Below are 23,207 nucleotides of genomic sequence, written 5' to 3'. Positions count from 1 at the left end.
GCATGATCGTCGAAATCGGCCATTACGCACTGGCGCTTGCGTTCGGCGTCTCCGTGATCCAGGCGTTGGTGCCGCTCTGGGGCGTGTTCCGGCAAGACCGGACGCTGGCTTCGGTCGGCAGCAGCGCGGCGCTGGTCTCCTTCGCGCTGGTCGCGCTGTCCTTCGCGGCCCTGGTCACGTCCTATGTCCGCTCGGACTTCTCGGTGGGCAACGTCGTCGCCAATTCCCATTCGACACAACCGCTGATCTATAAATTCACCTCCGTCTGGGGCAACCACGAAGGCTCGCTGCTGCTCTGGGTGCTGATCCTGACGCTGTTCGGGGCGCTTGTCGCATTGTCGCGCCGTTCGCTGCCGCCGCGCTTGCGGGCCGGTGCGCTCGCGGTACAGGGGCTCGTCGCGGCCGCCTTCCTCGCCTTCACCCTGCTGACCTCGAACCCGTTCGAGCGCCTGTCGCCGGTGCCGGCCGATGGGCAGGACCTCAACCCGATCCTGCAGGACCTCGGCCTCGCGATCCATCCGCCGCTGCTCTATGTCGGCTATGTCGGCTTCTCGATCACCTATGCCTTCGCCGTCGCTGCCCTGATCGACGGGCGCATCGACGCGATGTGGGCGCGCGCCGTGCGGCCTTGGACGCTGCTGGCCTGGACCTTCCTGACGCTCGGCATCGCGATGGGCTCCTACTGGGCCTATTACGAGCTCGGCTGGGGCGGCTGGTGGTTCTGGGACCCCGTCGAGAACGCCTCCTTCATGCCCTGGCTTGCCGGCACGGCCCTGGTCCACTCGACCGTGGTGATGGAGAAGCGCGACGCGCTGAAGGTCTGGACGATCCTGCTCGCGATCCTGACCTTCTCGCTCTCTCTGCTCGGCGCCTTCATCGTCCGCTCTGGCGTGCTGACCTCGGTCCATTCCTTCGCCGCCGACCCCTCGCGTGGCCTCTTCATCCTCCTCATCCTGATCTTCTTCGTCGGCGGTTCGCTGGCGCTCTTCGCCTGGCGCGCGCCCCTGCTGCGGCAGGGCGGGCTCTTCGCGCCGGTCTCCCGGGAGAGTGCGCTCGTCGTCAATAACGTCTTCCTGGCGACGGCCTGCGCCACGGTTTTCGTCGGAACGCTCTATCCGCTGCTGCTGGAGGTGGTGACCGGCGACAAGATCTCGGTCGGCCCGCCCTTCTACAACGCGACCTTCGTGCCGGTGATGGTGCCGCTGCTGCTTCTCCTGCCGATCGGCCAGTCGCTGGCCTGGAAGCGCGGCGATCTTCTCGGCGCGGCGCAGCGCAATGCCTTCGCCTTCGGGTTGGCGGTGCTCGCCGCTCTGGCACTGCTCTCCTTTACGCGCGGTGGGCCGGTTCTCGCGCCGCTCGGTGTCGGACTTGGTGTCTTCCTCGTCCTTGGTGCCGGCTTCGAGATCGCCGAGCGGATCGTCACCCGCGCCAGTGGCTGGCGGGCGATGCTGTCGCGGGCGCGTGGCCTGCCGCGTTCGGCCTGGGGCTCGGCTCTCGCCCATGCCGGCATCGGCTTGAGCATCATCGGCATAGCCGCTCAGGCCTGGAGCACCGAGGCGATCACGGTCCTGAAGCCCGGCGAACGCCTGACCAGCGGCCGCTACACGATCACCCTCGAGGCCATGTCGCCGCGCACCGGCCCGAATTTCCGGGCCGAGGTCGCCCGTTTTCAGGTTTTCTCGGGCGATCGCGAACTCGCACCGGTCGAAGCGTCCAAGCGCGTCTACACGGCCCGTTCCATGCCGACGACCGAGGCCGGAATCAGGACGGACGGCTTGAGCCAGGCCTATATCAGCCTCGGCGAGGCGCAGGACGGCGGTGTCGCGGTGCGCCTCTACGACAAGCCGCTGATCCTGCTGATCTGGATCGGCTCGCTGGTCATGGCGCTCGGCGGCGGGCTCTCGCTGACCGACCGGCGCTTCCGCCTCGCAGCCCCCAAGCGTGCCGCTCCTGCAGCGGCCTTTCAGCCGGCAGAGTGAGGGCGATGTGGCGGATCGCTCTCTTCCTCGGCCTGATGCTGCTGGCGGCTGCGCCTGGCGCGTGGGCCGTACAGCCCGACGAGATCCTGCCCAACGCGGCGCTGGAGCAGCGGGCGCGCGCGATCTCCGGCGGGCTGCGCTGCCTCGTTTGCCAGAATCAGTCGATCGACGATTCCGACGCGCCGCTCGCCCGTGACCTGCGCATTCTCGTCCGCGAACGCCTCGTTGCCGGCGATGACGACAAGGCCGTGGTCGATTTCGTCGTCGCCCGCTATGGCGATTTCGTGCTGCTGCGCCCGCCCTTCAACGCGCATACGCTGCTGCTCTGGGGCGCGCCGTTCGTCATCCTGCTCTTCGCGTTGGCTTTCGTCTGGCGGCGTGCGCGGCTGAGAGTGGCCGAGGTGGGCGCTTCAAGCGCGCTATCGATCGAGGAACAGGCGCGGCTCGCGGCGCTGGTCGGACCGGACGATAAGTCTAGCGGCTGATCCCGCAGCGCTGGAATAGCTCCTGCGAATAGGCGTGCGCCGACCTGGCGGGGATCGCGTAATTCAAGCGGCCACGTTCGGCCGGACGCGGCGCGGCGTAAGTCGCATAGACCTGCGCGAAGCAGCTTGCCTCGCGACCGCTGTAGCCACGTTGGGCCGCCACTCCCATGCCCGCACGATGGACGTTTCCTCGTGAGCGCGGCTCCTCGCGCCGTGCGGCGAGATCCTCCAGCCGGTCGATGCCGCAGCGGGAGCGTTGCTCTGCATTGTAGGCGGGGGTCGAGGCGGCATACCAGCCGCGCCGGCCGTTCGGCTTTTCCACGACGACGGCATGTTTCGCGAAGACGCGCGCATAGCAATCGGCGTTTGGTATCCGCGCGACTGGGCAACCCCTAGCCCTGAACGATAGGCAGATTCCTGCTGCGCCAGCGCCGGACCGCTCAGGCAGGCTGCAACAAACGAAACGCCCCAGATCATACGCATCGGCAAAGTCCTCCCGTCCCGGTGCCAAAGGAGCGCCAGGGAGATGCCCACCGTCAAGGCGCCCGGCGTTGGCCTTGGGTCGAACCTTACGAAACCGTCATCTTCAGGCCAAAGCCGCGTAAGGCGGCGGGCATCATGGTCCTCGTCACGAGCAGGGGAAAGCGCCCTGTCGCTCCAAGAGGTTCCCGCCATGACGACACAGACCGAAAACCGCAAGTCCATCCTGAAGCGCGGTGCCCTTCTCGCCGGCACCGCCATCCTCGGCATCGGCCTCGCCGCCGGCATCGCCGACAGCGCCCTGATGCAGAACCACAATGCCATCGCGCAGCCGATCCAGCTCTCCGGCGCACAGACGGCGCTGCCCTCCTTTGCCGACCTTGTCGAGAAGGTGAAGCCGGCCGTCGTCTCCGTCCGCGTTAAGGCACAGGTCGCCTCCGCCGGCGACGAGAGCCTCGACGACATTCCCCCGCAGCTCCGCCGCTTCTTCCGGGAGCGCGGCGAGGGTGCCATGCCGAACCGGCCGCAGCCGCGCCAGAGCATGTCCCAGGGCTCCGGCTTCTTCGTCAGCCAGGACGGCTATGTCGTGACCAACAATCACGTCGTCGAGAACGCGGTCGAGGTCCAGCTCGTCACCGATACCGGCAAGACGCTCGAAGCCAAGGTCGTCGGCACCGATCCGCGTACCGATCTCGCCCTGCTCAAGGTCAAGGACAGCGGCAGTTATCCGTATGTCGAGCTCGCCGATGCCAAGGCGCGGATCGGCGATTGGGTGCTGGCGATCGGCAACCCCTTCGGCCTCGGCGGAACGGTCACGGCGGGCATCGTCTCGGCCCAGGGCCGCGACATCGGCTCCGGTCCCTATGACGACTTCATCCAGATCGATGCGCCGATCAACCGCGGCAATTCGGGCGGCCCGACCTTCAACCAGAATGGCGAGGTCGTCGGCGTCAACACGGCGATCTACTCGCCCTCCGGCGGCAATGTCGGCATCGCCTTCGCGATTCCCGCCTCCACCGTCAAGCAGGTGGTCGAGTCGCTCAAGAAGGACGGCACGGTGGCGCGCGGCTTCATCGGCGTGCAGATTCAGCCGGTCACGACCGAGATGGCTGATGCCATCGGCCTGAAGGATGCCAAGGGCGCGCTCGTCGCCGAGGCGCAGGGCAATGGCCCGGCCGCGAAGGCCGGCATCCGCCGCGGTGACACCATCACCGCAGTCAATGGCGAGGCGATCAAGGACGCCCGCGAGCTCTCGCGCAAGATCGCGACCTTCGCTCCGGGCACCAAGGCCACGATCACCATCTACCGCGAAGGCAAGTCGCGTGATGTGACCTTCGAGGTCGGCCGCCAGCCGGCGGCCTGATCGGAGCTGGCAGGCCCCTCGGTTCCCTGTCGCCCCGACCGAGGGACTTTGCCGTCGCGGCGGCAGGCCGGATGCGTATCCTCCGGCCTGCCGTTTTCGCGTTTCTTGAGCTAGGGTTGGCCTATGCGACTCCTGATCGTCGAAGATGATGCCGAGGCTGCGGCCTATCTGACCAAGGCGTTCCGCGAGGTCGGCCATGTCGCCGACCATGCCGCGGACGGGCTGGAAGGCTATGCCATGGCCGAAGGCGGCGGCTATGACGTGCTGGTCATCGACCGCATGCTGCCACGCCTTGACGGGCTCTCGTTGATCCGGTCGCTGCGCGAGCAGAAGGACGACACGCCGGCCTTGATCCTCTCTGCGCTCGCCCAGGTCGACGACCGGGTGAAGGGCCTGCGCGCCGGCGGCGACGACTACCTGCCCAAGCCCTATGCCTTCTCGGAACTGCTCGCCCGCGTCGAGGTGCTGGCCCGCCGGCGCGGCGCACCCGCCTCCGAGCCGACCACCTATCGCGTCGGCGAGTTGGTGCTCGACCGGCTGGCGCATCGCGTCACCCGCGAGGGGCAGGAGATCGTGCTGCAGCCGCGCGAGTTCCGCCTGCTCGAATACCTCATGAAGCATGCCGGCCAGGTCGTGACGCGCACCATGCTGCTGGAGAACGTCTGGGACTATCATTTCGACCCTCAGACCAATGTCATCGACGTGCATGTCAGCCGCCTGCGCGCCAAGGTCGACAAGGGCTTCGAGCCGCCGATGATTCACACCATCCGCGGCGCGGGATACATGGTCCGTGACAGCCGCTGACGCTATTCCGCGGAAACGCCAGAAGTTCCTGCCGACGCTGTTCCGCACGACCGCCTTCAAGCTGACGGCGGCCTATCTCGTCATCTTCGCGCTCTTCGCCGCCTTCGTGCTGGGTTACGTCGCCTGGAATGCCAGGCGGCTGCTCGACGACCAGATCCGCTCGACCATCGATGCCGAGATCCAGGGCCTGGCCGAGCAGCAGCGCCAGGGCGGCATCCGTCGCCTCGTCAACATCGTCGAGCGCCGCTCGCGGGCGCCCGGCGCCTCGCTCTATCTCGTCACTACGCCGGTCGGCGAGCGCATCGCCGGCAATGTCGAGGCGATCCCGCCCGGCACGCTCGACCGCACCGGCGAGAGCGAGATCGAATATGCCCGCTCCAGCGAGACGGTCGACCGGTCGAGCCATGCGCTCGTGCGCGTCTACCTGCTGCCGGCAGGATTCCGACTTCTCGTCGGCCGTGACCTAGAGGAGCGCGAGCGGCTCGGCATCGTCATCCGCCGCGCTGCCGGCTGGTCGCTGGCACTGGTCTTCATCCTCGGCTGCTTTGCGAGCTGGTTCGTGGCGCGGCGCGTGCTGAAGCGCATCGACGGCATGAGCGAGACCGCGCATGGCATCATGGAAGGCGACCTCAAGGGCAGGCTCGCCATTACCGGCACCGGCGACGAGCTCGACCGGCTCGCGCTCAACCTCAATGCCATGCTCGATCGCATCGGCGAGTTGATGGCCGGGATGCAGCAGGTCACCGACAACATCGCTCATGACCTCAAGACGCCGCTGACCCGCCTGCGCAACCGCGCCGAGGAGGCGCTGCGCACGGCGCGATCGCCGGACGAGCTGCGCGCCGCGCTCGACGGCGCGATCGAGGAGGCGGACAACCTGATCCGCGTCTTCAATGCGCTGCTGATGATCGCGCGGCTGGAAGCCGGCCGCATCAGCGACAACATGAGCGATCTCGACGTCTCCGAGATCGTCTCCGGCCTCGCCGAACTCTATGAGCCGCTCGCCGAGGAGGCCGGCCTGTCGCTTACCTCAGCGGTCGCCCCGAACCTGAAAATCCGCGGCAATCGCGAGCTGATCGGGCAGGCCCTTAACAACCTGATCGACAACGCCCTGAAATACGGCGCGCCGGAGCAGGGCGGCGACGGCACCGTGGCCGTCGGGGCCCGCAAGATCGGCGATCAGGTCGAGTTGTCCGTTGCCGATCACGGCCCCGGCATCCCCGAGGTCGATCGCGGACGCGTGCTCGACCGTTTCGTGCGGCTGGATGCCAGCCGCAGCAAGCCGGGCTTCGGTCTCGGACTGTCCTTGGCAGCCGGCGTGGTGCGCCTGCATGGCGGTCAGCTCAGGCTGGAGGACAATGCGCCGGGCCTGCGCGTCGTCATCCTCCTGCCGGCCGATGCGCCTAAGCCTGTGGACACGCCGGTCCTTGCCGAGCCTGCCGCCTCGACAGCGGCGTCAAACCCTGCTGGCGTGCCGACCCACTGAGGCAGGATGATGCGCGATGGCGGAACGGCTCTGTGACAGGCTCGAGACTGCGCCGGTCCTGCCGGCGAAGGCCAAGGCCGAGGTGCTGCTGAAGCGCGAATTGATCGACCGGCTGCACGACGAGGAAGCTGCCGAGGCGCTGACCGCGCATCTGGCCGAACACCCGCGTAGCGCCGCGCTGGTCGCCGGCATCCTCGCCCATTCGCCGTTCCTGACCCAGATCACGCGCTTCGACCCGGCTGGTTTGCTCGCCAGCCTGACGGAAGCGCCGGAGGCACGCCGCGACGCATTACTCGCCGGCATCGCGGCCTTCGCCGAGGCCGGCTGCGAAACCGCCGACCTGATGCGCGAGCTGCGCCGTTTTCGCCGCGCCATGGCGCTGCTGATCGCGCTTGCCGACATCGGCGGCGCCTGGGATGTCGAGACCGTGACGGCCGCACTCACCGCGACCGCCGATACGGCAACGCGGCTTGCCGCCAACCATGTCCTGCGTCAGGCGGCCGATCTCGGTCGGATCAATCTCGCGGATCTCGCCGATCCCGGCACCGGCTCCGGCCTCGTCGTGCTGGCGCTCGGCAAGCACGGTGCCGGCGAGCTGAACTATTCCTCCGACATCGATATCGTCGTCTTCTTCGATCCCGAGGCGGCGGAGGCGGCCGGCGTCGGCGAACCCACGAGCTTCTTCGTCAAGCTGACCCAGCAGATCGCGCGTATCATCCAGGAGCGCACGCCGGACGGCTATGTCTTCCGCGTCGACCTGCGCCTGCGGCCGGACCCGGCCTCGACCCATGTCGCCGTCTCGTTGCCTTCGGCCTATTCCTATTACGAGACGGTAGGCCAGAACTGGGAGCGCGCCGCCATGATCAAGGCGCGGCCGATCGCGGGGGATATCGCGCTCGGCCGGCGCTTCCTCAAGGACCTGGCGCCCTTCATCTGGCGCAAGTATTTCGACTTTGCGACCATCGCCGACATCCACGCGATGAAGCGCCAGATCCAGACCGTGAAGGGCCACGAGACCATCGCCGTCGCTGGCCATAACGTGAAGCTCGGACGCGGCGGCATCCGCGAGATCGAGTTCTTCGTCCAGACCCAGCAGCTCGTCTTCGGCGGCCGGCGTCCGGCCCTGCGCGGCCCGCGTACGCTGGAGATGCTCGGCGAGTTGACGGCCGAGAGCTGGATCACCCCGCAGGCCCACGACGAACTCTCCGAATCCTATCGCTGGCTGCGCACCATCGAGCACCGCCTGCAGATGCAGGCCGACGAGCAGACGCAGACCCTGCCCAAGGCGGCGGGCGATCTCGAAGCCTTCGCCCGCTTCTGCGGCTACCCCTCGACGACCGCCTTCGGCAAGGCGCTGACGGCCCATGCCAGGCGCGTTGAGGGACATTACGCCCTGCTGTTCGAGGAGGGACCAAGCCTCGCTTCCGAGGCCGGTACACTGAGCTTCACCGGCTCGGAAGCCGATCCCGAGACCATCGAGACGCTCGGCAAGCTCGGCTTTCGCGATGGCGCGACCGCGGCGGAGACGGTCCGCGGCTGGCATTTCGGCCGCCGTGCCGCCGTCACCAGCGCTCGCGCCCGCGAGGTGCTGACGGAATTGACCCCAGCCTTGCTCGTCGCGCTCGGCCGCACCGCCGACCCCGACGGCGCGCTTGCCCATCTCGACAACGCCTTCGTCCGCATGCCGGCCGCGGTCGAACTGCTGACGCTGCTGCGCTCGCATGATTCCCTGCTGACGCTCTTCGCCGAGATATTGGGCAGCGCGCCGCGCCTCGCCAAGGTTGCAGCCCTGCATCCGCATGTCCTCGACGGCGTCATCGACCCCGCCTTCGGGCAGGCGGTGCTCGATGTCGCGGCGCTGGAGCGCCGCATCCGCAATTATGTCGGTTCGCCGCCGCCGAGCGTCGAGGACGGGCTCGACCGTTTGCGCGACGCGGCCCGGCAGGAGAACTTCCTGGTCGGCGCGCGGCTGCTCTCAGGCGTCTACCCGGCACAAGGGGCGGGACAGGCCTATTGCGCTGTGGCGGAAGCCTGCCTGCGCGTCGCCTTCACCGACACCCGCCGGTCCTTCACGGAGGACCATGGCGCGATCGAGGGAGCGGAGACCGTGGTGCTCGGCCTTGGCCGGCTCGGCGCGGGCGAGTTGACGCCGTCGTCCGATCTCGACCTGATCCTGCTTTATGACCGGCCGGAGGAGGCCGGTCCGAGCGACGGTGTCCGCAGCCTTGATCCTGTCACCTGGCACGTCCGTTTCACCCAGCGTCTCGTCGCGGCGCTGACCGTGCCGACGCGGCGCGGCACGCTCTATCAGGTCGACATGCGCTTGCGCCCGACAGGCAACAAGAGCCCGGCTGCCACCCAGTTCGCCGGCTTCGAGGCCTATCATCAGGGTGAGGCCGAGATCTGGGAGGAGATGGCGCTGACTCGCGCCCGTGTAGTCGCCGGCGACGACGCTCTGGCGAAGCGGGTGGAAGCCTCGATCCGCGCGATCCTCTCGCGCAAGCGCGAGCCGGCCAAGGTCGCGGCGGCCGTCGCCGAGATGCGTGCGCTGATCGCCAAGGAGAAGGGCGAGAAGGACCCCTGGGACCTGAAGCTCGCAGCCGGCGGCATCACCGATCTCGACTTCCTCGCCCAGTTCCTGCTGCTGGCCTATGCCAGCGCGCATCCCGGCCTGATCGTCAACGATACGGCCTCGGTCTTCGCAGCGGCCAAGGCGGTTGGCCTGCTGTCGGACGGGGATGCCTCGGCCTTGCTGGAAGCGCATCGCCTGATCGGCGACGTCCAGCTCTGGCAGCGCTTCACGGTGGAGGAGGCCTTCGATCCCAAGGCCGTGCCGCCCCGGGTGCTGCGCCGCATCGCCACTGCAGTCGGCCGGCCGGATGCGAAGGTGTTGAAGGCGGAGTTGGACGAGGTCCGCTCCGGCGTGCGGGCGATCTTCACCCGCGTCCTGTCGCAGGCGAAGGCCGGCTGAGCCTCACGCCGCCTGTGCGGTCACTCGCTCCGCGCCGCCGTCGAGCGGCAGGTGGACCATGACGATGGTACCGGCGCCCATTGCCGAGCGCAGCCGGAGCGAGCCGCCATGCAGTTCGGTGAGCGAGCGGGCGATGGCAAGCCCGAGGCCCGAGCCCTTGTAGCTGCGCACCAGATCGCCCTCGACCTGCTCGAACGGCCGGCCGACGCGGTCGAGCTTCTCCTTGGGAATGCCGATGCCGGTATCCTCGATGAAGATGTTGAGCGCGCCGGGGACATGCCGGGTGCGCACCGCGATCCGGCCGCCTTCGGGCGTGAACTTGGCGGCGTTGTCGAGCAGGTTGCCGAGGATTTGGTAGAGCGCGTGCGGGTCGGCCTCGAGATGGGTGTCGAGCGGGCCTTCGATGGCGAGCACGAGCTGTTTGCGCTCCACTTCCGGCTGGACCTTCCGCAGGGCTTGGTCGAGCACCGGGCCGAGCGCGATCTCGGTCCTCTCCAGCCGCATCCGGCCGGATTCGATGCGGGACATGTCGAGGATGTCGTCGATGATGCCGAGGAGATAGCCGCCGCTGGAGCGGATGTCGCGGACATAGTCGGTGTATTTTTCGCCGAGCGGGCCGAACATGCCGTTCTCCATGATCTCGGAGAAGCCGATGATGGCGTTCAGCGGCGTGCGCAGCTCATGGCTCATGTTGGCGAGGAATTCGGACTTGGCGCGGTTGGCGCTTTCGGCGGAGGCCTTCTGCTCGAGATAGCGCTCGGCGAGATCGGCGAGCTGCTGGGCCTGGGCTTCGAGCTTCTGGCGTGAGGCCTTGAGATCGGTGACATGCATCAGGAGCTGGTGCTCGGACTGGGTCAGCCGTTCTTCCTGCTGCTTGAGCTTGGTGATGTCCGTGCCGACCGAGACCGATCCGCCATCCTTGGTGCGACGCCCGTTGATCTGGAGCCAGCGGCCGTCCGAGAGGCGGGCCTCGTAGGATGTGCCGGCGGTGCCGCGCTGGACCCGCAGCGGCTCGCGGTCGATCTGCGGCTGGGCGGAGAGCTGCATGATCTCGTCATAGGAGGCGCCGGATTGCAGGGCATCCGCCGGGAGCTGGTGGAGCTGTTGATACTTGGCGTTGCAGAGCACGAGGCGGTTATCGGCATCCCACAGCACGAAGGCTTCCGAGATCGCCTCGACGGCGTCGCGCAGGCGGGCGTCGGAGGTGGCGGTGCGCTCGGCCATGCGGCGCTGCTCGGAGATGTCGACGACGATGCCGACGAGATGGCGCGAGCGGGTGCGGCGGTCGATGACGAGCTCGGCGCGAGCCTTGAGCCAGATCCATTCGCCGGCGGCGGAGCGGACGCGGAATTCGCGGTCGAGATGATCCGCCTCGCCGCGGCTGATCGCATCGGCCAGCGCGTAGAGGTCGACATCCTCCTGATTGATGAAGCTCGAAACCTCGCCGAAGGACATGTATTCGCCAGTGCGGTCATAGCCGAGCAGGGCATACATCGAATCCGACCAGTAGATCCGGCCGCGCGCGAGGTCCCAGTCCCACAGGCCGCAATGGCCGCGGTTGAGCGCCGTGTCGATGCGCTCGCGGACGCAGTCGCAATCCTCGTCGGCGGCGCTCGCCCGCTTCGACTGGACGATGAAGGCAAGCGTGGTGACGCCGAGCACCAGGCCGGCCGCGCCGAACAGAAGGATCAGGCCGGAGCGGCGGAACTGCCAGGTCGAAAGGGCGTGTGAGACCGGCTGCAGCACCGCGACCTGCCCGAGCGGGGCGGCGAGGTTGCGCACGCTGGCAAAGACGTCGGCGCCGTTCGGCAGGGTGATGCGCATCACGCCGGCGCGGTCGCCGAACACGGTGAGGGGCTGGGTCTGGCCGAGGAAGTCGACGAGGGTGCGCTGCGTCTGGCCGATCACCGGCTCGCTGGCGATGACGCGGCCGTCGGCGCCGCTGACATGGACGAAGCGGCCATGGGCGGCGAGATAGCGGGCGGTCAGCGCGGCGAGCACCTCTGCCGGCTCCTTGCCTGCCAGCGTGGCGGTGTCGAGCTCGCGGGCGACCAGGGCCGAGACCAGGTCCATGTCGCCGGTCGCGTCGACGAGGGCTTCGTCGCGCATGGCCGTGGTCTGGATCAGCGCGCCAGCCGCGAGAATGATGAGGAAAAACCCGACAAACGCCGGGATCGCGGTGCGGAAGGCGGGTTCGAAGCTTTCAAAACGATGATACAACGGGTGCGTCAGCGACCGCGCCACACCCAGAATCGTATCGGCGCGCACAGGTGCGCAGCCCGCGTTGGCACGCGACATGCCCGGTCCCCCTTCGGAACTTTACCGTCAGTAAGATCGGGAGACGTGCCGCATCCCCGCGAATCAGTGTCAGTTGAATCCGAGCGCTCCGGTTTGTCTAGCCCTGAGTTGAGTCAGGAGTGTCGAATTCTCCTTTAGGTTGTAGCGCTTACCGGGATGAATCCTGCGCGGGTAATGAAACGTTAATCTTTTGGACAGGTCGGCGTTAACCATTCCGAGGAGCGCTCAGGCGAGCGCTCTTTCGGCGATGTCGGCGACGTCCCGCGACAGGTTGGGCAGCCGCGCGACGGTGCTCAGAGCCTCCTGCGCGAGGCGCTTGCGGCCGGGCTCCAGCATGCGCCAGCTCTTGAACGAGCCGAGCAGGCGCGAGGCGACCTGTGGATTGGTCTTGTCGAGTGCGACGACGATATCGGCGACGAACTCATAGCCCGCGCCATCCGGCCGGTTGAACTGGGTGAGGTTCGCCGCGAAGCCGCCGATCAGCGCCCGTACCCGGTTCGGATTGCCGAGCGAGAAGGCGGTGTGCTGCATCAGCGTCTTGACGCGCTCCAGCGTGCCGGGCTCGGCGATCAGCGCCTGCGCCATCAGCCATTTGTCGAGCACCAGGGGCTCGCCCGCATAGGCTTCGGCGAAGCGCGCGATCAGCGCTTCCCGGCGCTCGCCCGGGATCAGTGTCATCGCTGCCAGCGCGGCGAGGCGATCGGTCAGGTTGTCGCTGGCCGCGAACTGCTCCTCGCAGAGATCGGCGGCGTCGCTCGGAGCGGCCAGCGCCGCCAGCCCGAGCAATTCGTTGCGCAGCGCCCGCCGCCCGGTCGAGGCCGCGTCGGGGCGATAGGTGCCGCTGGCCGCGAGCGCGCCGCGCAGGCCCGGCAGGTCGCCGAGCAGGGCCTTGCCGACAGCCATCGACAGCTTGCGATGGGCGGCGAAGATCGCATCGGGATCGACATCCCGGCCGATTTCCCGGGCGATGTCGGCGGGCGCCGGCAGGCGCAGGACCTGCGCGGCGAAGGCCGGATCGGACAGCGCATCGCTCTTGAGGAAGATCTGCAACGCCTCGCCGAGCTTGCTTGCCGTCGCAGTCGATGCACCCGCATCGGCGTCGCGCTTGCCGGCCGTCACGAGCGCGCGGGTGGCGACGCTCTGCAGCGACTGCCAGCGGTTGAAGGAATCGCTGTCGGCCGAGAACAGCCGCAGCAGGTCGGCATCCGACAGGTCGAGATCGAGCCGCGCCGGGGCCGAGAAGCCGCGCATCAGCGAGGGGATCGGCGCTTCCGGAACATCCTCGAAGGTCACGGACAGCGAGGCTTGGTCGAGAACGACAAGCCCGTCGCCGGCATAGGCGTTGGACGCGGTCTTCAGCGGCAGGTCGCCCTTCGCGCCGACGAGGCCGAGCTTGACCGGCAGCACGACCGGCAGCTTCTCGGCCTGGCCCGGCGTCGGGGGCGTGCTCTGGGCGAGGTCGAGCGTGTAGCGCTTCGCCGCGGCATCGTAGCGGCCGGAGGCTACGATGGTCGGCGTGCCCGCCTGCTCGTACCACCTCGCGAAATGGTCGAGATTCTGGCCGGAGGTCTCGGCGAAGCAGGCGAGGAATTCCTCGATCGTCGCGGCGGTGCCGTCGCAGCGCTCGAAATAAAGGTCCATGCCGCGCTTGAAGGCGTCGTCGCCGATCAGGACCTTGAGCATGCGGATGACCTCCGCGCCCTTCTCATAGACCGTCGGCGTGTAGAAGTTGTTGATTTCCTTGTAGGCGCGCGGCCTGACCGGATGGGCGAGGGGGCCGGCATCCTCCGAGAACTGCGTCGAGCGCAATGTGCGGGCATCGGCGATGCGTTTCACAGGGCGCGAACGCTCGTCGGAGGAGAATTCCTGGTCGCGGAAGACGGTCAGACCCTCCTTCAGACAGAGCTGGAACCACTCGCGGCAAGTGATTCTGTTGCCTGTCCAATTATGGAAATACTCATGCGCGATGATCGCCTCGATAGAGGCGTAGTCGCCATCGGTCGCGGTCTGCGGGTCGGCCAGGACGTATTTGTCGTTGAAGATGTTGAGACCCTTGTTCTCCATCGCCCCCATGTTGAAATCGGACACGGCGACGACGTTGAACACGTCGAGATCATAGTTGCGGCCGAAGACCTGCTCGTCCCAGCGCATGCAGCGCACCAACGAATCCAGCGCCCAGCCGGCGCGGTCGGCCTTGCCGGGCTCGACATAGACGGCGAGCTCGACCTTGTGGCCGTCAGCGGTGACGTAATCTTGCCGGACATGGTCCAGCGCTCCGCCGACCAGCGCGAAGAGATAGGCGGGCTTGGGGTGCGGATCGTGCCAGACGGCGAAATGCCGGTCGACGCCGGGCAGATCCGCCGCCGCGACGAGGTTGCCGTTGGAGAGCAGCACCGGCGCCTCGGCCTTCGCCGCCTCCAGCCTGACGGTGTAGACGCTCATCACGTCCGGCCGGTCGAGGAAATAGGTGATGCGGCGGAAGCCGTCGGCCTCGCATTGCGTGCAATAGACCTTGGACGAGCGGTATAGCCCCATCAGCTTGGTGTTGGCTGAAGGGTCGAGCTCGGTCTCGATCGTCAGCGTGAAGTCATGCGCAGGCGGGTTCGGGATCGTCAGTGCCTGCGGCGTCACTGTAAAGGCGGAAGCGTCGAGCGGCTTGCCGTCGATGGCCAGCGACTTCAGCGAGAGCTCGTCGCCGTCGAGCTTGAGCGGTGAGCCGGGTTGGCCTTCCGAGTCGGGTCGCATCGCCAGCAGGGCACGCACCCGCGTCTTCTGCGGATGCAGGTCGACATCGAGATCGACCGTGTCGATCAGCCAGTCGCTGGGGCGGTAATCCTCGAGGCGGATCAGCGGGGCGTCTTCAGTACGCATGGAATCCCTGATGGCGAAGGTCAGGGAGCGTATGTAGCCCTTGCCGGACGCGGTCGGAAGCCTCGTCCGGCGTGAGGGATCATTTCCCGGTCGGCACTGCCGGCTCCGCATGGCTCACCAGTCGGCAGACCTGTGGGCGCGCAAGCCGCACAGCCCGCTCGATCGCATCGACGGCGTGATGCACGGCCGCGACGTTGAGCGACGGGTCGACGCGGCAATGGTAGTTGACCACCAGTCCCTTGGCGGTCTGGCGCACGCGCACGCTGTGGATGTCATGGATCGGCCCGGCCACCTTCGCGGCCTCGCCGGCCAGCGTCTTGCCGATATCCTCGACGGTTTCCCAGGCGGCGTTATGGCCGGCGGGTTGGCCGGTCTCCATCGGCTCGATATGGGTCTCGACCTCGGTCTCGCCACCGAATTCCGCCCGGATCGCGCTTTCCAGCCGGGTTGCGATCTCATGGGCTTCGCCGAGCGGCAGGCTCTGGTCGACCTCCATGTCCAGGCTGACCGAGAGCTTGTCGCCAATCGAGTGGACAGTGACGTGGTGTACCGGGATCTTGAGCTTGAGTGCGATCAGCAGCACGCGCTCCAGCGCGGTCTCGTCATCGACCTGCACGGGGTCGGCCGTGATGGTGATCCCGGCGCCCGGCTCGGCGGCAAGCAGGGCATCTCCAAGCTGAGCCTTGATCGCCACGACACGGTCGAGCGGCAGGGTCCGCGAGACGCTGATGCCGATCTCGCCATGGACGTGCCCGCCGGCCGGGCGCACCCGAAGCCAGTTGACGCCGACCACGCCCGGTACGCCGCGCGCGACCTCGCGCAGCTTCTCGCTGACGCCTTCCGGGGCGGTGTCCATCAGCGTGTCCAGCACGCGCCGGGCGAGACGATAGGCCGAGAAGGCGGTATAGGCCGCGATCGCGAAGGCGGCCGCGGTGTCTGCCCGTTCGAAGCCGTACCAGATCCCGATCAGGCCGATCAGCACAAGTCCCGAACCGACGAAATCGGCAGAGAAATGCGTGGCTTCGCCCGCGAGCGCGTCACTGCCGGTCTCCTTGGCGACCTTGGTCAGCGAGCGCCAGCGGATCGCGTCGACGATCATCGAGAGCACGAGCACGCCGATGACGATCGGCGTCACCTGGACTTGCTCGATGACATTGGTCCAGAGCCGGTTGCCGGCCTCCCACAGGATCGCGCCGGCGAGCGTGAACAGGATCGCGGTCTCGACCAGCGCGGCGAGCGCCTCGACCTTGCCATGACCGTAATGGTGCTCGTCATCGGCCGGCTTGTCGGAAGCGCGGACCGCGAACCAGGTGAACAGCGTCGAGCCGACATCGACCAGCCCCTGCAGGGCGTCAGTCAACAGCGCGAGCGAACCGGAGATGATGGCGCCGACGATCTTCGCCGCGGTGAGCAGGATCGTCGCCATCACCGAGATGATCGCAGCGCGCTGCTTGATCTGCGCGATCTGGGCGGGCGTGGCGCGCGCGGCCGGTGCCGTTCCCGGCCCGTCTTGCGTTGTCGTCATGGCGCGTCCTGTTCAGATGGCTTGGCGAGGTGGTCTGGAGTGCCGATGCTCTTGCCTGATTTAGGAAATGGATCAACCCTGCCGCCCCTCAACGAGGAAAGACGATGCGATATCTCCACACCATGGTGCGCGTGACCGATCTGGATCAGGCGCTCGATTTCTACGTCAACAAGTTCGGTCTGGTGGAAACCCGCCGCATCGAGAACGAGAAGGGCCGTTTCACCCTGGTCTTCCTCGCGGCTTCCGACGATCTGGCGCAGGCCAAGGCCGGTGCCTCGCGTGGCCGCCCGACGCTGGAGCTGACCTATAACTGGGACCCTGAGAACTATACCGGCGGCCGCAATTTCGGCCATCTCGCCTATGAGGTCGACGACATCTATGCGCTTTGCGACAAGCTGCTGAAGGCCGGGGTGACGATCAACCGCCCGCCGCGCGACGGCAACATGGCCTTCATCCGCTCGCCCGACAACATCTCGATCGAACTGCTCCAGAAGGGCGAGCCGAAGGCCCCGGCCGAGCCGTGGCTGAGCATGCAGAACACCGGGAACTGGTAAGGCCTTGGCCGGCGTCTTCTGCCTGGGCATCGCGACGCTGGACTATGTCTACAGCGTCGAGACCATGCCGACGCGCGGCGAGAAATACCGCTCGCGCGGTCTCGCCGTCGTAGGCGGCGGCTGCGCCGGCAATGCCTCGGTCGCCATCGCTCGCCTCGGCGGCGCCTGCTGGCTGGCGACGCGCCTCGCCGATGACCTGACCGGCGACCAGATCGTCGCCGATCTCGAATCGGAAGGTGTCGATGCGGCCTTCGCGCGCCGCGTCGCCGGCCTGCGCTCGCCGGTCTCGGCCATCCTGGTCGATGCCGACGGCGAGCGCATGGTGATCTCCTATTCCGACCCGGCCATGCCGGAGGACGTCGCCTGGCTGCCGGCCGAGCTCCCCACAGGCGCCGGAGCGGTGCTAGCCGATACGCGCTGGGGCGAGGGGGCGCTGGCCGCCCTGACGCTCGCTCGCGCCGCCGGCGTGCCCGGCGTGCTCGACGGCGACCGCAAGCCACCGCATCCCGATCTGGTGGGCACGGCGAGCCATGTCGCCTTCAGCCAGCAGGCCCTGCGCGAGGTTTCCGGCGAGGAGGACCCCCGCGCCGGCCTTGCCAAGGTCTCAGCCGGCGTCCCGACCTGGCTTGCGGTCACGCTCGGCAAGGAAGGCGTCCTCTTCATGGAAAGTGGCGAGGTCCGGCACAGCCCGGCTTTCACCGTCGAGACGGTGGATACGCTCGGTGCCGGCGATGTCTGGCATGGCGCCTTCGCGCTCGCCTTGGCCGAAGGGCAGGTCGAGCCGGCGGCGATCCGCTTCGCCTCGGCGGCGGCTGCGATCAAATGCACCCGCTTCGGTGGCCGCAGCGGGGCGCCGAAGCGGGACGAGGTCGAGCGCTTCCTCGCGCAGGCCGGCGTCTAGCCGGTCGATCGCTGCCTGCCTTCTGTCTCTCCAGCGTCGCGCAGTCGTCACGCGCGTCGGGCATCTGACCCGGCGCGCGCTGCCGCGCATCGGTCGAGCTCAGGAGAGAGCATCATGCTGGCGATCCAGGGTCTGAAATGCATCTATGACACCACCGGGAAGGGCTGGTCGATCGAACTGGTTCTCCGGGCCGATGGGGAGGACGCCGTGCGGCGCTTCGATGTCGACGGGCCCGAGGATGCCGAATTGCTGATCGAGGCTTTCGAGGATTCCTCGGCCAGCGCCTTCGATCCCGAAACCGGCGAGATCGTCTTCGGCTACGAATATCTCGACCTCGACGAAGAGGATGAGGAAGACGATGAGGACGAGGGAGATGAGGAAGAGGAAGCCGGCGAATCCGAAGAGGATGACGAGGCTTCCGACGAGGCGGGCAAGGACAAGCCGAAGGGCTGAAACCTTGCTTGAATCGGCCGCTTGCGGCTGATGAAGATCACGAGCCCGGAGAGGCAGCCGCCTCGCCGGGCGTTCTCATTTCAGCGGCTGCTGCCATCGGCCGGGCATCTTGAAGTGCTGGTATCTGCGCCGGGATCGGGTGCAATCTGCGCAAGGCATGAGACGCGATGACGGATAGGGAATGACACAGGAACGAGATGACGATCAGGTCGCGGAGGCGCCATCGGCGGCCCTCGCGACCTTGGCCGGCCCGGCGAATGCCGCTGCCGCAGCTAGCAAGAAGCGCGGGATTTGCGCTATCAGCGGGCAGGAGATGGCGCGCCGGAATCTGATCGAGATCGGCACTTTGCGTCCGGCGCTCGCCGATCATATCCGCGCCGACTTCCCCGATCTGCCCGACCACGCGCTGATCAGCCTGAAGGAACTCGCGCGCTACCGCACCCGCTATGTCGAGGAGATCCTGCGCGAGGAGCACGGCGAATATTCCGATCTGGACCGCGAGGTCGCCGAGAGCATCGCCCGCCAGGAGACCATCGCCGAGAACACCGAGGATGATTTCGAGGAGCACCGCACGATCGGCGAGCGCTTCTCCGACAATCTCGCGAGCTTCGGCGGCTCCTGGGCCTTCCTGATCAGCTTCGGCTTCGTGCTTGTCGTCTGGATGGGGATCAACGGCCTGATGGGCGAGGCCAAGGCCTTCGATCCCTATCCCTTCATCCTGTTGAACCTCTTGCTGTCCTGCATCGCGGCGGTGCAGGCGCCGATCATCATGATGAGCCAGAAGCGGCAGGAATCGAAGGATCGGCTGCGCTCGCTCAACGACTACCAGGTCAATCTCAAGGCCGAGCTCGAAATCCGGCACCTGCACGAGAAGATGGACCATCTCGTCACGCGGCAATGGCAACGCTTGGCCGAGATCCAGCAGGTCCAGCTCGAGATGCTTCAGGAGACGCAGTTGCCGAAGGCGCGAGCGAAGCGCCGCAAGAAGCCGGCGGCGAAGAAGAAGCGTGCGAAGCCGGCCGAGGCACTCGCTGCCCCCGCGCCCGACAAGCCGGAAGGCGAAGCCTAGCCGCGCCTCGCTTGACTCCCCATCCTCCCGCCGGTCTTTTCGTCGGCAAATGAATCCGCTCGGGAGGATGATGATGGTTGCTTCGCGTTTTGCGCCGGTTGGCGCGCTCTTCGCCGGCCTGGCTTTCGCGGCCCCGGCCTTCGCCCAGGGCCAGGTCACGGTCTATTGCTCGATCCTCGAGGAGCAGTGCCGCGAGGGCGCGGCGATGTTCGAGAAGGCGACCGGCATCAAGGTCGCGATGGTCCGCAAGAGCACCGGCGAGGTCTATGCGCAGGTCAAGGCCGAGGCGAGCAACCCGCGCGGCGACGTCTGGTGGGGTGGGCCGGGCGAGCCGCATCTCCAGGCGGCCGACGAAGGCCTGCTCGACGAGTACAAGTCCCCGAAGCTGCCCGAGCTGCACGACTGGGCGCAGCGCCATGCCGAGCAGTCGAAATTCCGCACCAACGGCATCTATCTCGGCGCGCTTGGCGTCGGCTACAACACCGAGGTCCTGAAGAAAAAGGGTATTGCCGCGCCGAAATGCTGGGCCGACCTGCTCGATCCCAAGTTGCGCGACGAGGTTCAGATCGCCGATCCCAGCTCGTCCGGCACGGCCTATGTCTTCCTGGCGACGACGGTGCAGCGCCTCGGCGAGGATAAGGGCTTTGAGTACCTCAAGGCCCTGCACAAAAACATCAGCCAGTACACCAAGTCCGGCATCGCGCCGGTCAAGGCGGCGGCGCTCGGCGAGACGGCTGTCGGCATCGCCTTCATCCACGACATGCTGACGCAGAAGCTGCAGGGCGCGCCGATCGAGACCGTCGCCCCTTGCGAGGGCACCGGTTACGAGACCGGCTCGGTCTCGATCATCAAGGGCGGCAAGAACCCGGAAGCCGCGCGCAAATTCGTCGATTTCACGCTCTCGCCCGATGCCCAGAACATCAATGCGAAGCTGAAGATCAACTCGATCCCGTCGAACAAGAACTCGCTGCTCTCGCCGGATGCGCCGAAATTCTCGGAGATGAAGCTGATCGACTACGACACCCCGCGCTGGGGCTCGCCGGCCGAGCGCTCTCGCCTGCTCAAGAAGTTCGACACCGAGGTCAAGGCGCTGCCGCGCTGAGACCATCTGTGGCATCCAGGCTTGGTAGCACGGCCGCCGGTTTGTGCTACTAAGCTGCGATCCGGGCTCGGGCGCGTGGCGCCTAGCCTCAAGCCATGGGATCGCCGCCGATGCTTCGCGCCACCTCCGTTCTCCGCAAGGCCGCCGTCAAGGCCGAGCGCGTCGTCGATACGCTGCCCTTGGGCCATCGCGATCGCACGATCAATGGCGTCAGCGTTCGCGCGACGGGCGGGCTGGAATTCGCGATTGCGCTCGACAAGGCGGCGGTGCTGAACGACGGCGACGCGCTGAAGCTGGAAGACGGCACGCTGGTCCAGATCAGGGCCGCGCCGGAAAGCCTGCTGGAAATCCGCGCCGAGAACCCGCTGCGGCTGGTGCGTCTCGCCTGGCATCTCGGCGGCCATCACGTCCCGGCCGAGATGACGGCTGACGCCCTCTACGTCCCGAACGACGCGGCGCTCGGCGAGCTGGTGCGCGGGCAGGGCTGTTCGATGACGGTGGTCGAGCGTCCGTTCCAGCCGGAGGCGGAGGTGCATCACCACGCCCATGGCGACGATTGCGGCTGCGGGCACGACCATCATGACCACGATCATCATCATGGCCATGACCACAGCCACGGGCATGATCACGCGCATCACGGTCACGATCATGCGCATGACCATAAGCACGACCATGATCACGAGCATCAGCATGCCCATGGCGAAGGCTGTGGCTGCGGCCATGACCACGACCATCACGGCCATGGTCATCACGATCATGGACATGGTCACGGCGCCGCGCATGGCCACAAGGGCCATTCCCACGACCGCTGAGGCCGCAAGCGCTGCGAATAATTGCAAAAGGCGGGCTTTTGGCCCGCCTTTTATGTCTCAGGCCGCGTAGCCCTTGACCTGCGCCAGCGCGGTCATCACGCCGCGAAGTTCTGCAAGGCCACGCAGGCGCCCGACGGCCGGATAGCCCGGGAAGCTGCCCTTGCCGACATCGTCGAGCAATTCATGGCCATGGTCGGGCCGCATCGGGATCTGCCACGCGCTAAGCCCGGCAGCCTTGCGGCGCTGCTCCTCGGCCATCAGCGCATCGACCAGCGCAACCATGTCGGTATCGCCGCCGAGATGCTCGGCCTCCATGAAGGAGCCGTCCGGGTCCTTGGCGACGTTGCGCAGATGCGCGAACCAGATCTTGTCGGCGAAGCGCCGGGCGATCTTCGGCACGTCGTTCTTCGGATTGGCGCCGAGCGAGCCCGAGCACAGCGTCAGGCCGTTCGCAGGCGAGTCGACCGAGCCGAGGATGTAGGCGATGTCGTCCTCGGTCGAGCAGATCCGCGGCAGGCCGAAAAGCGAGCGCGGCGGGTCGTCCGGATGGATGCACATCCGGATGCCGACCTCCTCGGCGGTCGGGATGATCGCCTCCAGGAAGCGCTTCAGGTTGGCGCGCAGCTTGTCATGGGTCATGCCGGCATAGCGATCGAGGATGCGGGCGAGGCCCGGCAGATCGTATCGGTCGAAGGCGCCGGGCAGGCCGGCCATGACGCTGGAGAGCAGGCGGTCGCGATCGGCCTGCGAGGAGTTGTCGAACCAGGTCCTGGCCTTGTCCATCACCTCGGCGGAATGGCCCTCGTCGGCGCCCTTGCGCTTCAGCATGAAATGATCGAGCGCGACATATTCGTGCAGGTTGAAACGTAGAGCCGTACCGCCGCCCGGCAGCTTGTGGGCGAGCTCGGTGCGGGTCCAGTCCAGCACCGGCATGAAGTTGTAGCAGATCACCTCAAGCCCGCAGGCGGCGAGGTTGCGCATAGACTGGCGGTAGTTCTCGAAGACGGTTTCGAGGTCGCCTTCGCCGATCTTGACGCTCTCGTGGATCGGCAGGCTCTCGACCACCTTCCATTCCAGGCCGAGGCTGCTGTCGGCGCGGACGATCGCCTGGCGCTTCTCGATCTCCTCGGTGCTCCAGACCACGCCATAGGGGATCTGGTGCAGCGAGTTGACGATACCGGTCGCGCCGGCCTGCCGGGCCTGCGCCAGAGTCACGACATCATCCGGCCCGAACCAGCGCCAGCATTGTTCCATGGTCTTGTTATCCTCGTGAGAAAGGTCGCTGTGCGGGAAAGCGGCGTCAGGGGTTGTCGTGGGCGAGGCGGGAATCGTCGAACGCGTCCGCATGGTCCTTGGCGATCGTGTCGATTGTCGCGAAGACGGTGCGCAGATGCGCGCGCATCGCGGCCTCCGCGCCTTTCGCATCGTGCTTCATGACGCAGGCGGCAATGATCCGGTGCTCGTTCAGGATCACCTCGGACCAGGACGGCGTCTCCAGCGAGAGGCAGCGCACGCGATCCATCTGGGCCTTCACGCCTTCGATCATGCTCCAGACGGCACGGTGCCCGGCAATGCGGGAGATCTCGGCATGGAACACCTCGTCGAGGCGGAATATCTCGGAGCGCTCGCCCCGTCGCACGGACTCCGCCTGCTCCTCGATCTGTGCGGCGAGCCGGCGGCAATCGGCATCGCCGATGCGCTGCGCGGCCAGCACCACGGTGCGGCATTCCAGAGTCTCGCGGACGAACTGGCTGTCATGGACTGCGGCGAGGTCGATCGGTGCGACGAAGGTGCCGACCTGCGGCACGGCGACGAGGAAGCCTTCGTCGACCAGTCGCTTGAACGCCTCGCGCACGGGCGTGCGGCTGACGCCGAAGCGCAAGGCCATTCGCGCCTCCGACATCGATTCGCGCGGTTTCAGCGCGCCGCTGATTACATCGCTGCGCAGGACGCTGTAGATCTGGTCCGTGCTGTGACGGGTTGCAGGGTGGGCCATTGCCAAGCTCTCGACGACTAGTATACTAGGATACTGATCAACCGGGGGCTGCGTCAAC

The 23,207-nt window shown here is 67.1% G+C and carries 18 protein-coding genes; 12 read left to right on the top strand and 6 right to left on the bottom strand.

Annotated elements, in window-relative coordinates; all coding sequences use genetic code 11:
- Positions 1-2: 2 nt before the first annotated feature.
- Together Q9235_RS06320 and Q9235_RS06315 are read left to right on the top strand one after the other, a co-directional pair.
- Positions 3-1,979, top strand: coding sequence for a heme lyase CcmF/NrfE family subunit (locus Q9235_RS06320; RefSeq protein ID WP_306225972.1), 1,977 nt, complete (start codon positions 3-5; stop codon positions 1,977-1,979).
- Positions 1,980-1,984: 5 nt separating this feature from the next.
- Complete coding sequence (locus Q9235_RS06315) at positions 1,985-2,464, top strand: cytochrome c-type biogenesis protein (RefSeq protein WP_306225971.1); 480 nt, start codon at positions 1,985-1,987, stop codon at positions 2,462-2,464.
- Here Q9235_RS06315 and Q9235_RS06310 read toward each other — a convergent pair.
- Positions 2,454-2,786 carry a hypothetical protein gene (locus tag Q9235_RS06310; RefSeq protein WP_306225970.1) on the bottom strand — a complete coding sequence of 111 codons (333 nt, stop codon included), beginning with the start codon at positions 2,784-2,786 and terminating at the stop codon, positions 2,454-2,456. The genes Q9235_RS06315 and Q9235_RS06310 overlap by 11 nt on opposite strands.
- 351 nt (positions 2,787-3,137) lie before the next feature.
- Between Q9235_RS06310 and Q9235_RS06305 the strand changes: the two genes are divergently transcribed.
- From Q9235_RS06305 to Q9235_RS06290, 4 genes are all read left to right on the top strand, one after another.
- Complete coding sequence (locus tag Q9235_RS06305; protein WP_422678280.1) at positions 3,138-4,307, top strand: Do family serine endopeptidase; 1,170 nt, start codon at positions 3,138-3,140, stop codon at positions 4,305-4,307.
- 123 nt (positions 4,308-4,430) lie between these two features.
- A complete protein-coding gene (locus Q9235_RS06300) occupies positions 4,431-5,111 on the top strand; it encodes a response regulator transcription factor (protein WP_306225969.1) in 681 nt (226 codons plus the stop codon).
- Positions 5,098-6,597, top strand: coding sequence for a sensor histidine kinase (locus tag Q9235_RS06295; protein WP_306225968.1), 1,500 nt, complete (start codon positions 5,098-5,100; stop codon positions 6,595-6,597). Before Q9235_RS06300 ends, Q9235_RS06295 begins: the two co-directional genes overlap by 14 nt.
- A 16-nt stretch (positions 6,598-6,613) precedes the next feature.
- Positions 6,614-9,568, top strand: coding sequence for a bifunctional [glutamine synthetase] adenylyltransferase/[glutamine synthetase]-adenylyl-L-tyrosine phosphorylase (locus Q9235_RS06290; RefSeq protein ID WP_306225967.1), 2,955 nt, complete (start codon positions 6,614-6,616; stop codon positions 9,566-9,568).
- 3 nt (positions 9,569-9,571) lie between these two features.
- Here Q9235_RS06290 and Q9235_RS06285 read toward each other — a convergent pair whose 3' ends face one another.
- From Q9235_RS06285 to Q9235_RS06275, 3 genes are all read right to left on the bottom strand, one after another.
- On the bottom strand, positions 9,572-11,866 hold the full coding sequence (locus tag Q9235_RS06285; protein WP_306225966.1) for a PAS domain-containing sensor histidine kinase: 2,295 nt from the start codon (positions 11,864-11,866) through the stop codon (positions 9,572-9,574).
- Between the two features lie 225 nt (positions 11,867-12,091).
- Positions 12,092-14,737 carry an aminopeptidase N gene (gene pepN / locus Q9235_RS06280; protein ID WP_306225965.1) on the bottom strand — a complete coding sequence of 882 codons (2,646 nt, stop codon included), beginning with the start codon at positions 14,735-14,737 and terminating at the stop codon, positions 12,092-12,094.
- 79 nt (positions 14,738-14,816) lie between these two features.
- Positions 14,817-16,262: a cation diffusion facilitator family transporter gene (locus Q9235_RS06275; RefSeq protein WP_306225964.1), complete on the bottom strand. Its 1,446-nt coding sequence runs from the start codon at positions 16,260-16,262 to the stop codon at positions 14,817-14,819.
- Positions 16,263-16,366: 104 nt separating this feature from the next.
- Here Q9235_RS06275 and Q9235_RS06270 point away from each other — a divergent pair, with 104 nt between their 5' ends.
- The 6 genes from Q9235_RS06270 (at position 16,367) to Q9235_RS06245 (ending at position 21,153) form a co-directional block, all read left to right on the top strand.
- Positions 16,367-16,816: a VOC family protein gene (locus tag Q9235_RS06270; RefSeq protein WP_306225963.1), complete on the top strand. Its 450-nt coding sequence runs from the start codon at positions 16,367-16,369 to the stop codon at positions 16,814-16,816.
- A gap of 4 nt (positions 16,817-16,820) precedes the next feature.
- Positions 16,821-17,717: a PfkB family carbohydrate kinase gene (locus tag Q9235_RS06265; RefSeq protein WP_306225962.1), complete on the top strand. Its 897-nt coding sequence runs from the start codon at positions 16,821-16,823 to the stop codon at positions 17,715-17,717.
- 114 nt (positions 17,718-17,831) lie between these two features.
- The gene (locus tag Q9235_RS06260) at positions 17,832-18,170 is read left to right on the top strand and encodes a hypothetical protein (RefSeq protein WP_306225961.1); all 339 of its coding nucleotides are present in this window, start codon (positions 17,832-17,834) and stop codon (positions 18,168-18,170) included.
- Between the two features lie 181 nt (positions 18,171-18,351).
- Positions 18,352-19,239 (top strand): DUF1003 domain-containing protein, encoded by an 888-nt coding sequence (locus tag Q9235_RS06255; RefSeq protein ID WP_306225960.1) that lies wholly within the window; start codon positions 18,352-18,354, stop codon positions 19,237-19,239.
- A gap of 73 nt (positions 19,240-19,312) precedes the next feature.
- Positions 19,313-20,341, top strand: a complete 1,029-nt coding sequence (locus Q9235_RS06250) for an ABC transporter substrate-binding protein (protein ID WP_306225959.1) — start codon at positions 19,313-19,315, stop codon at positions 20,339-20,341.
- Positions 20,342-20,451: 110 nt separating this feature from the next.
- Positions 20,452-21,153 (top strand): urease accessory protein UreE, encoded by a 702-nt coding sequence (locus tag Q9235_RS06245; protein WP_306225958.1) that lies wholly within the window; start codon positions 20,452-20,454, stop codon positions 21,151-21,153.
- Positions 21,154-21,210: 57 nt separating this feature from the next.
- Here Q9235_RS06245 and uxuA read toward each other — a convergent pair whose 3' ends face one another.
- On the bottom strand, positions 21,211-22,407 hold the full coding sequence (gene uxuA / locus Q9235_RS06240; RefSeq protein ID WP_306225957.1) for a mannonate dehydratase: 1,197 nt from the start codon (positions 22,405-22,407) through the stop codon (positions 21,211-21,213).
- Positions 22,408-22,453: 46 nt separating this feature from the next.
- Positions 22,454-23,206 carry a GntR family transcriptional regulator gene (locus tag Q9235_RS06235; RefSeq protein ID WP_306225956.1) on the bottom strand — a complete coding sequence of 251 codons (753 nt, stop codon included), beginning with the start codon at positions 23,204-23,206 and terminating at the stop codon, positions 22,454-22,456.
- Position 23,207: the final 1 nt, after the last annotated feature.

Source organism: Bosea beijingensis (genome assembly GCF_030758975.1).
GTDB classification, from domain to species: Bacteria; Pseudomonadota; Alphaproteobacteria; order Rhizobiales; family Beijerinckiaceae; genus Allobosea; species Allobosea beijingensis.
The sequence above is the reverse complement of the archived record's forward strand: the minus strand, read 5'-3'. Positions and strand labels throughout refer to the sequence as shown.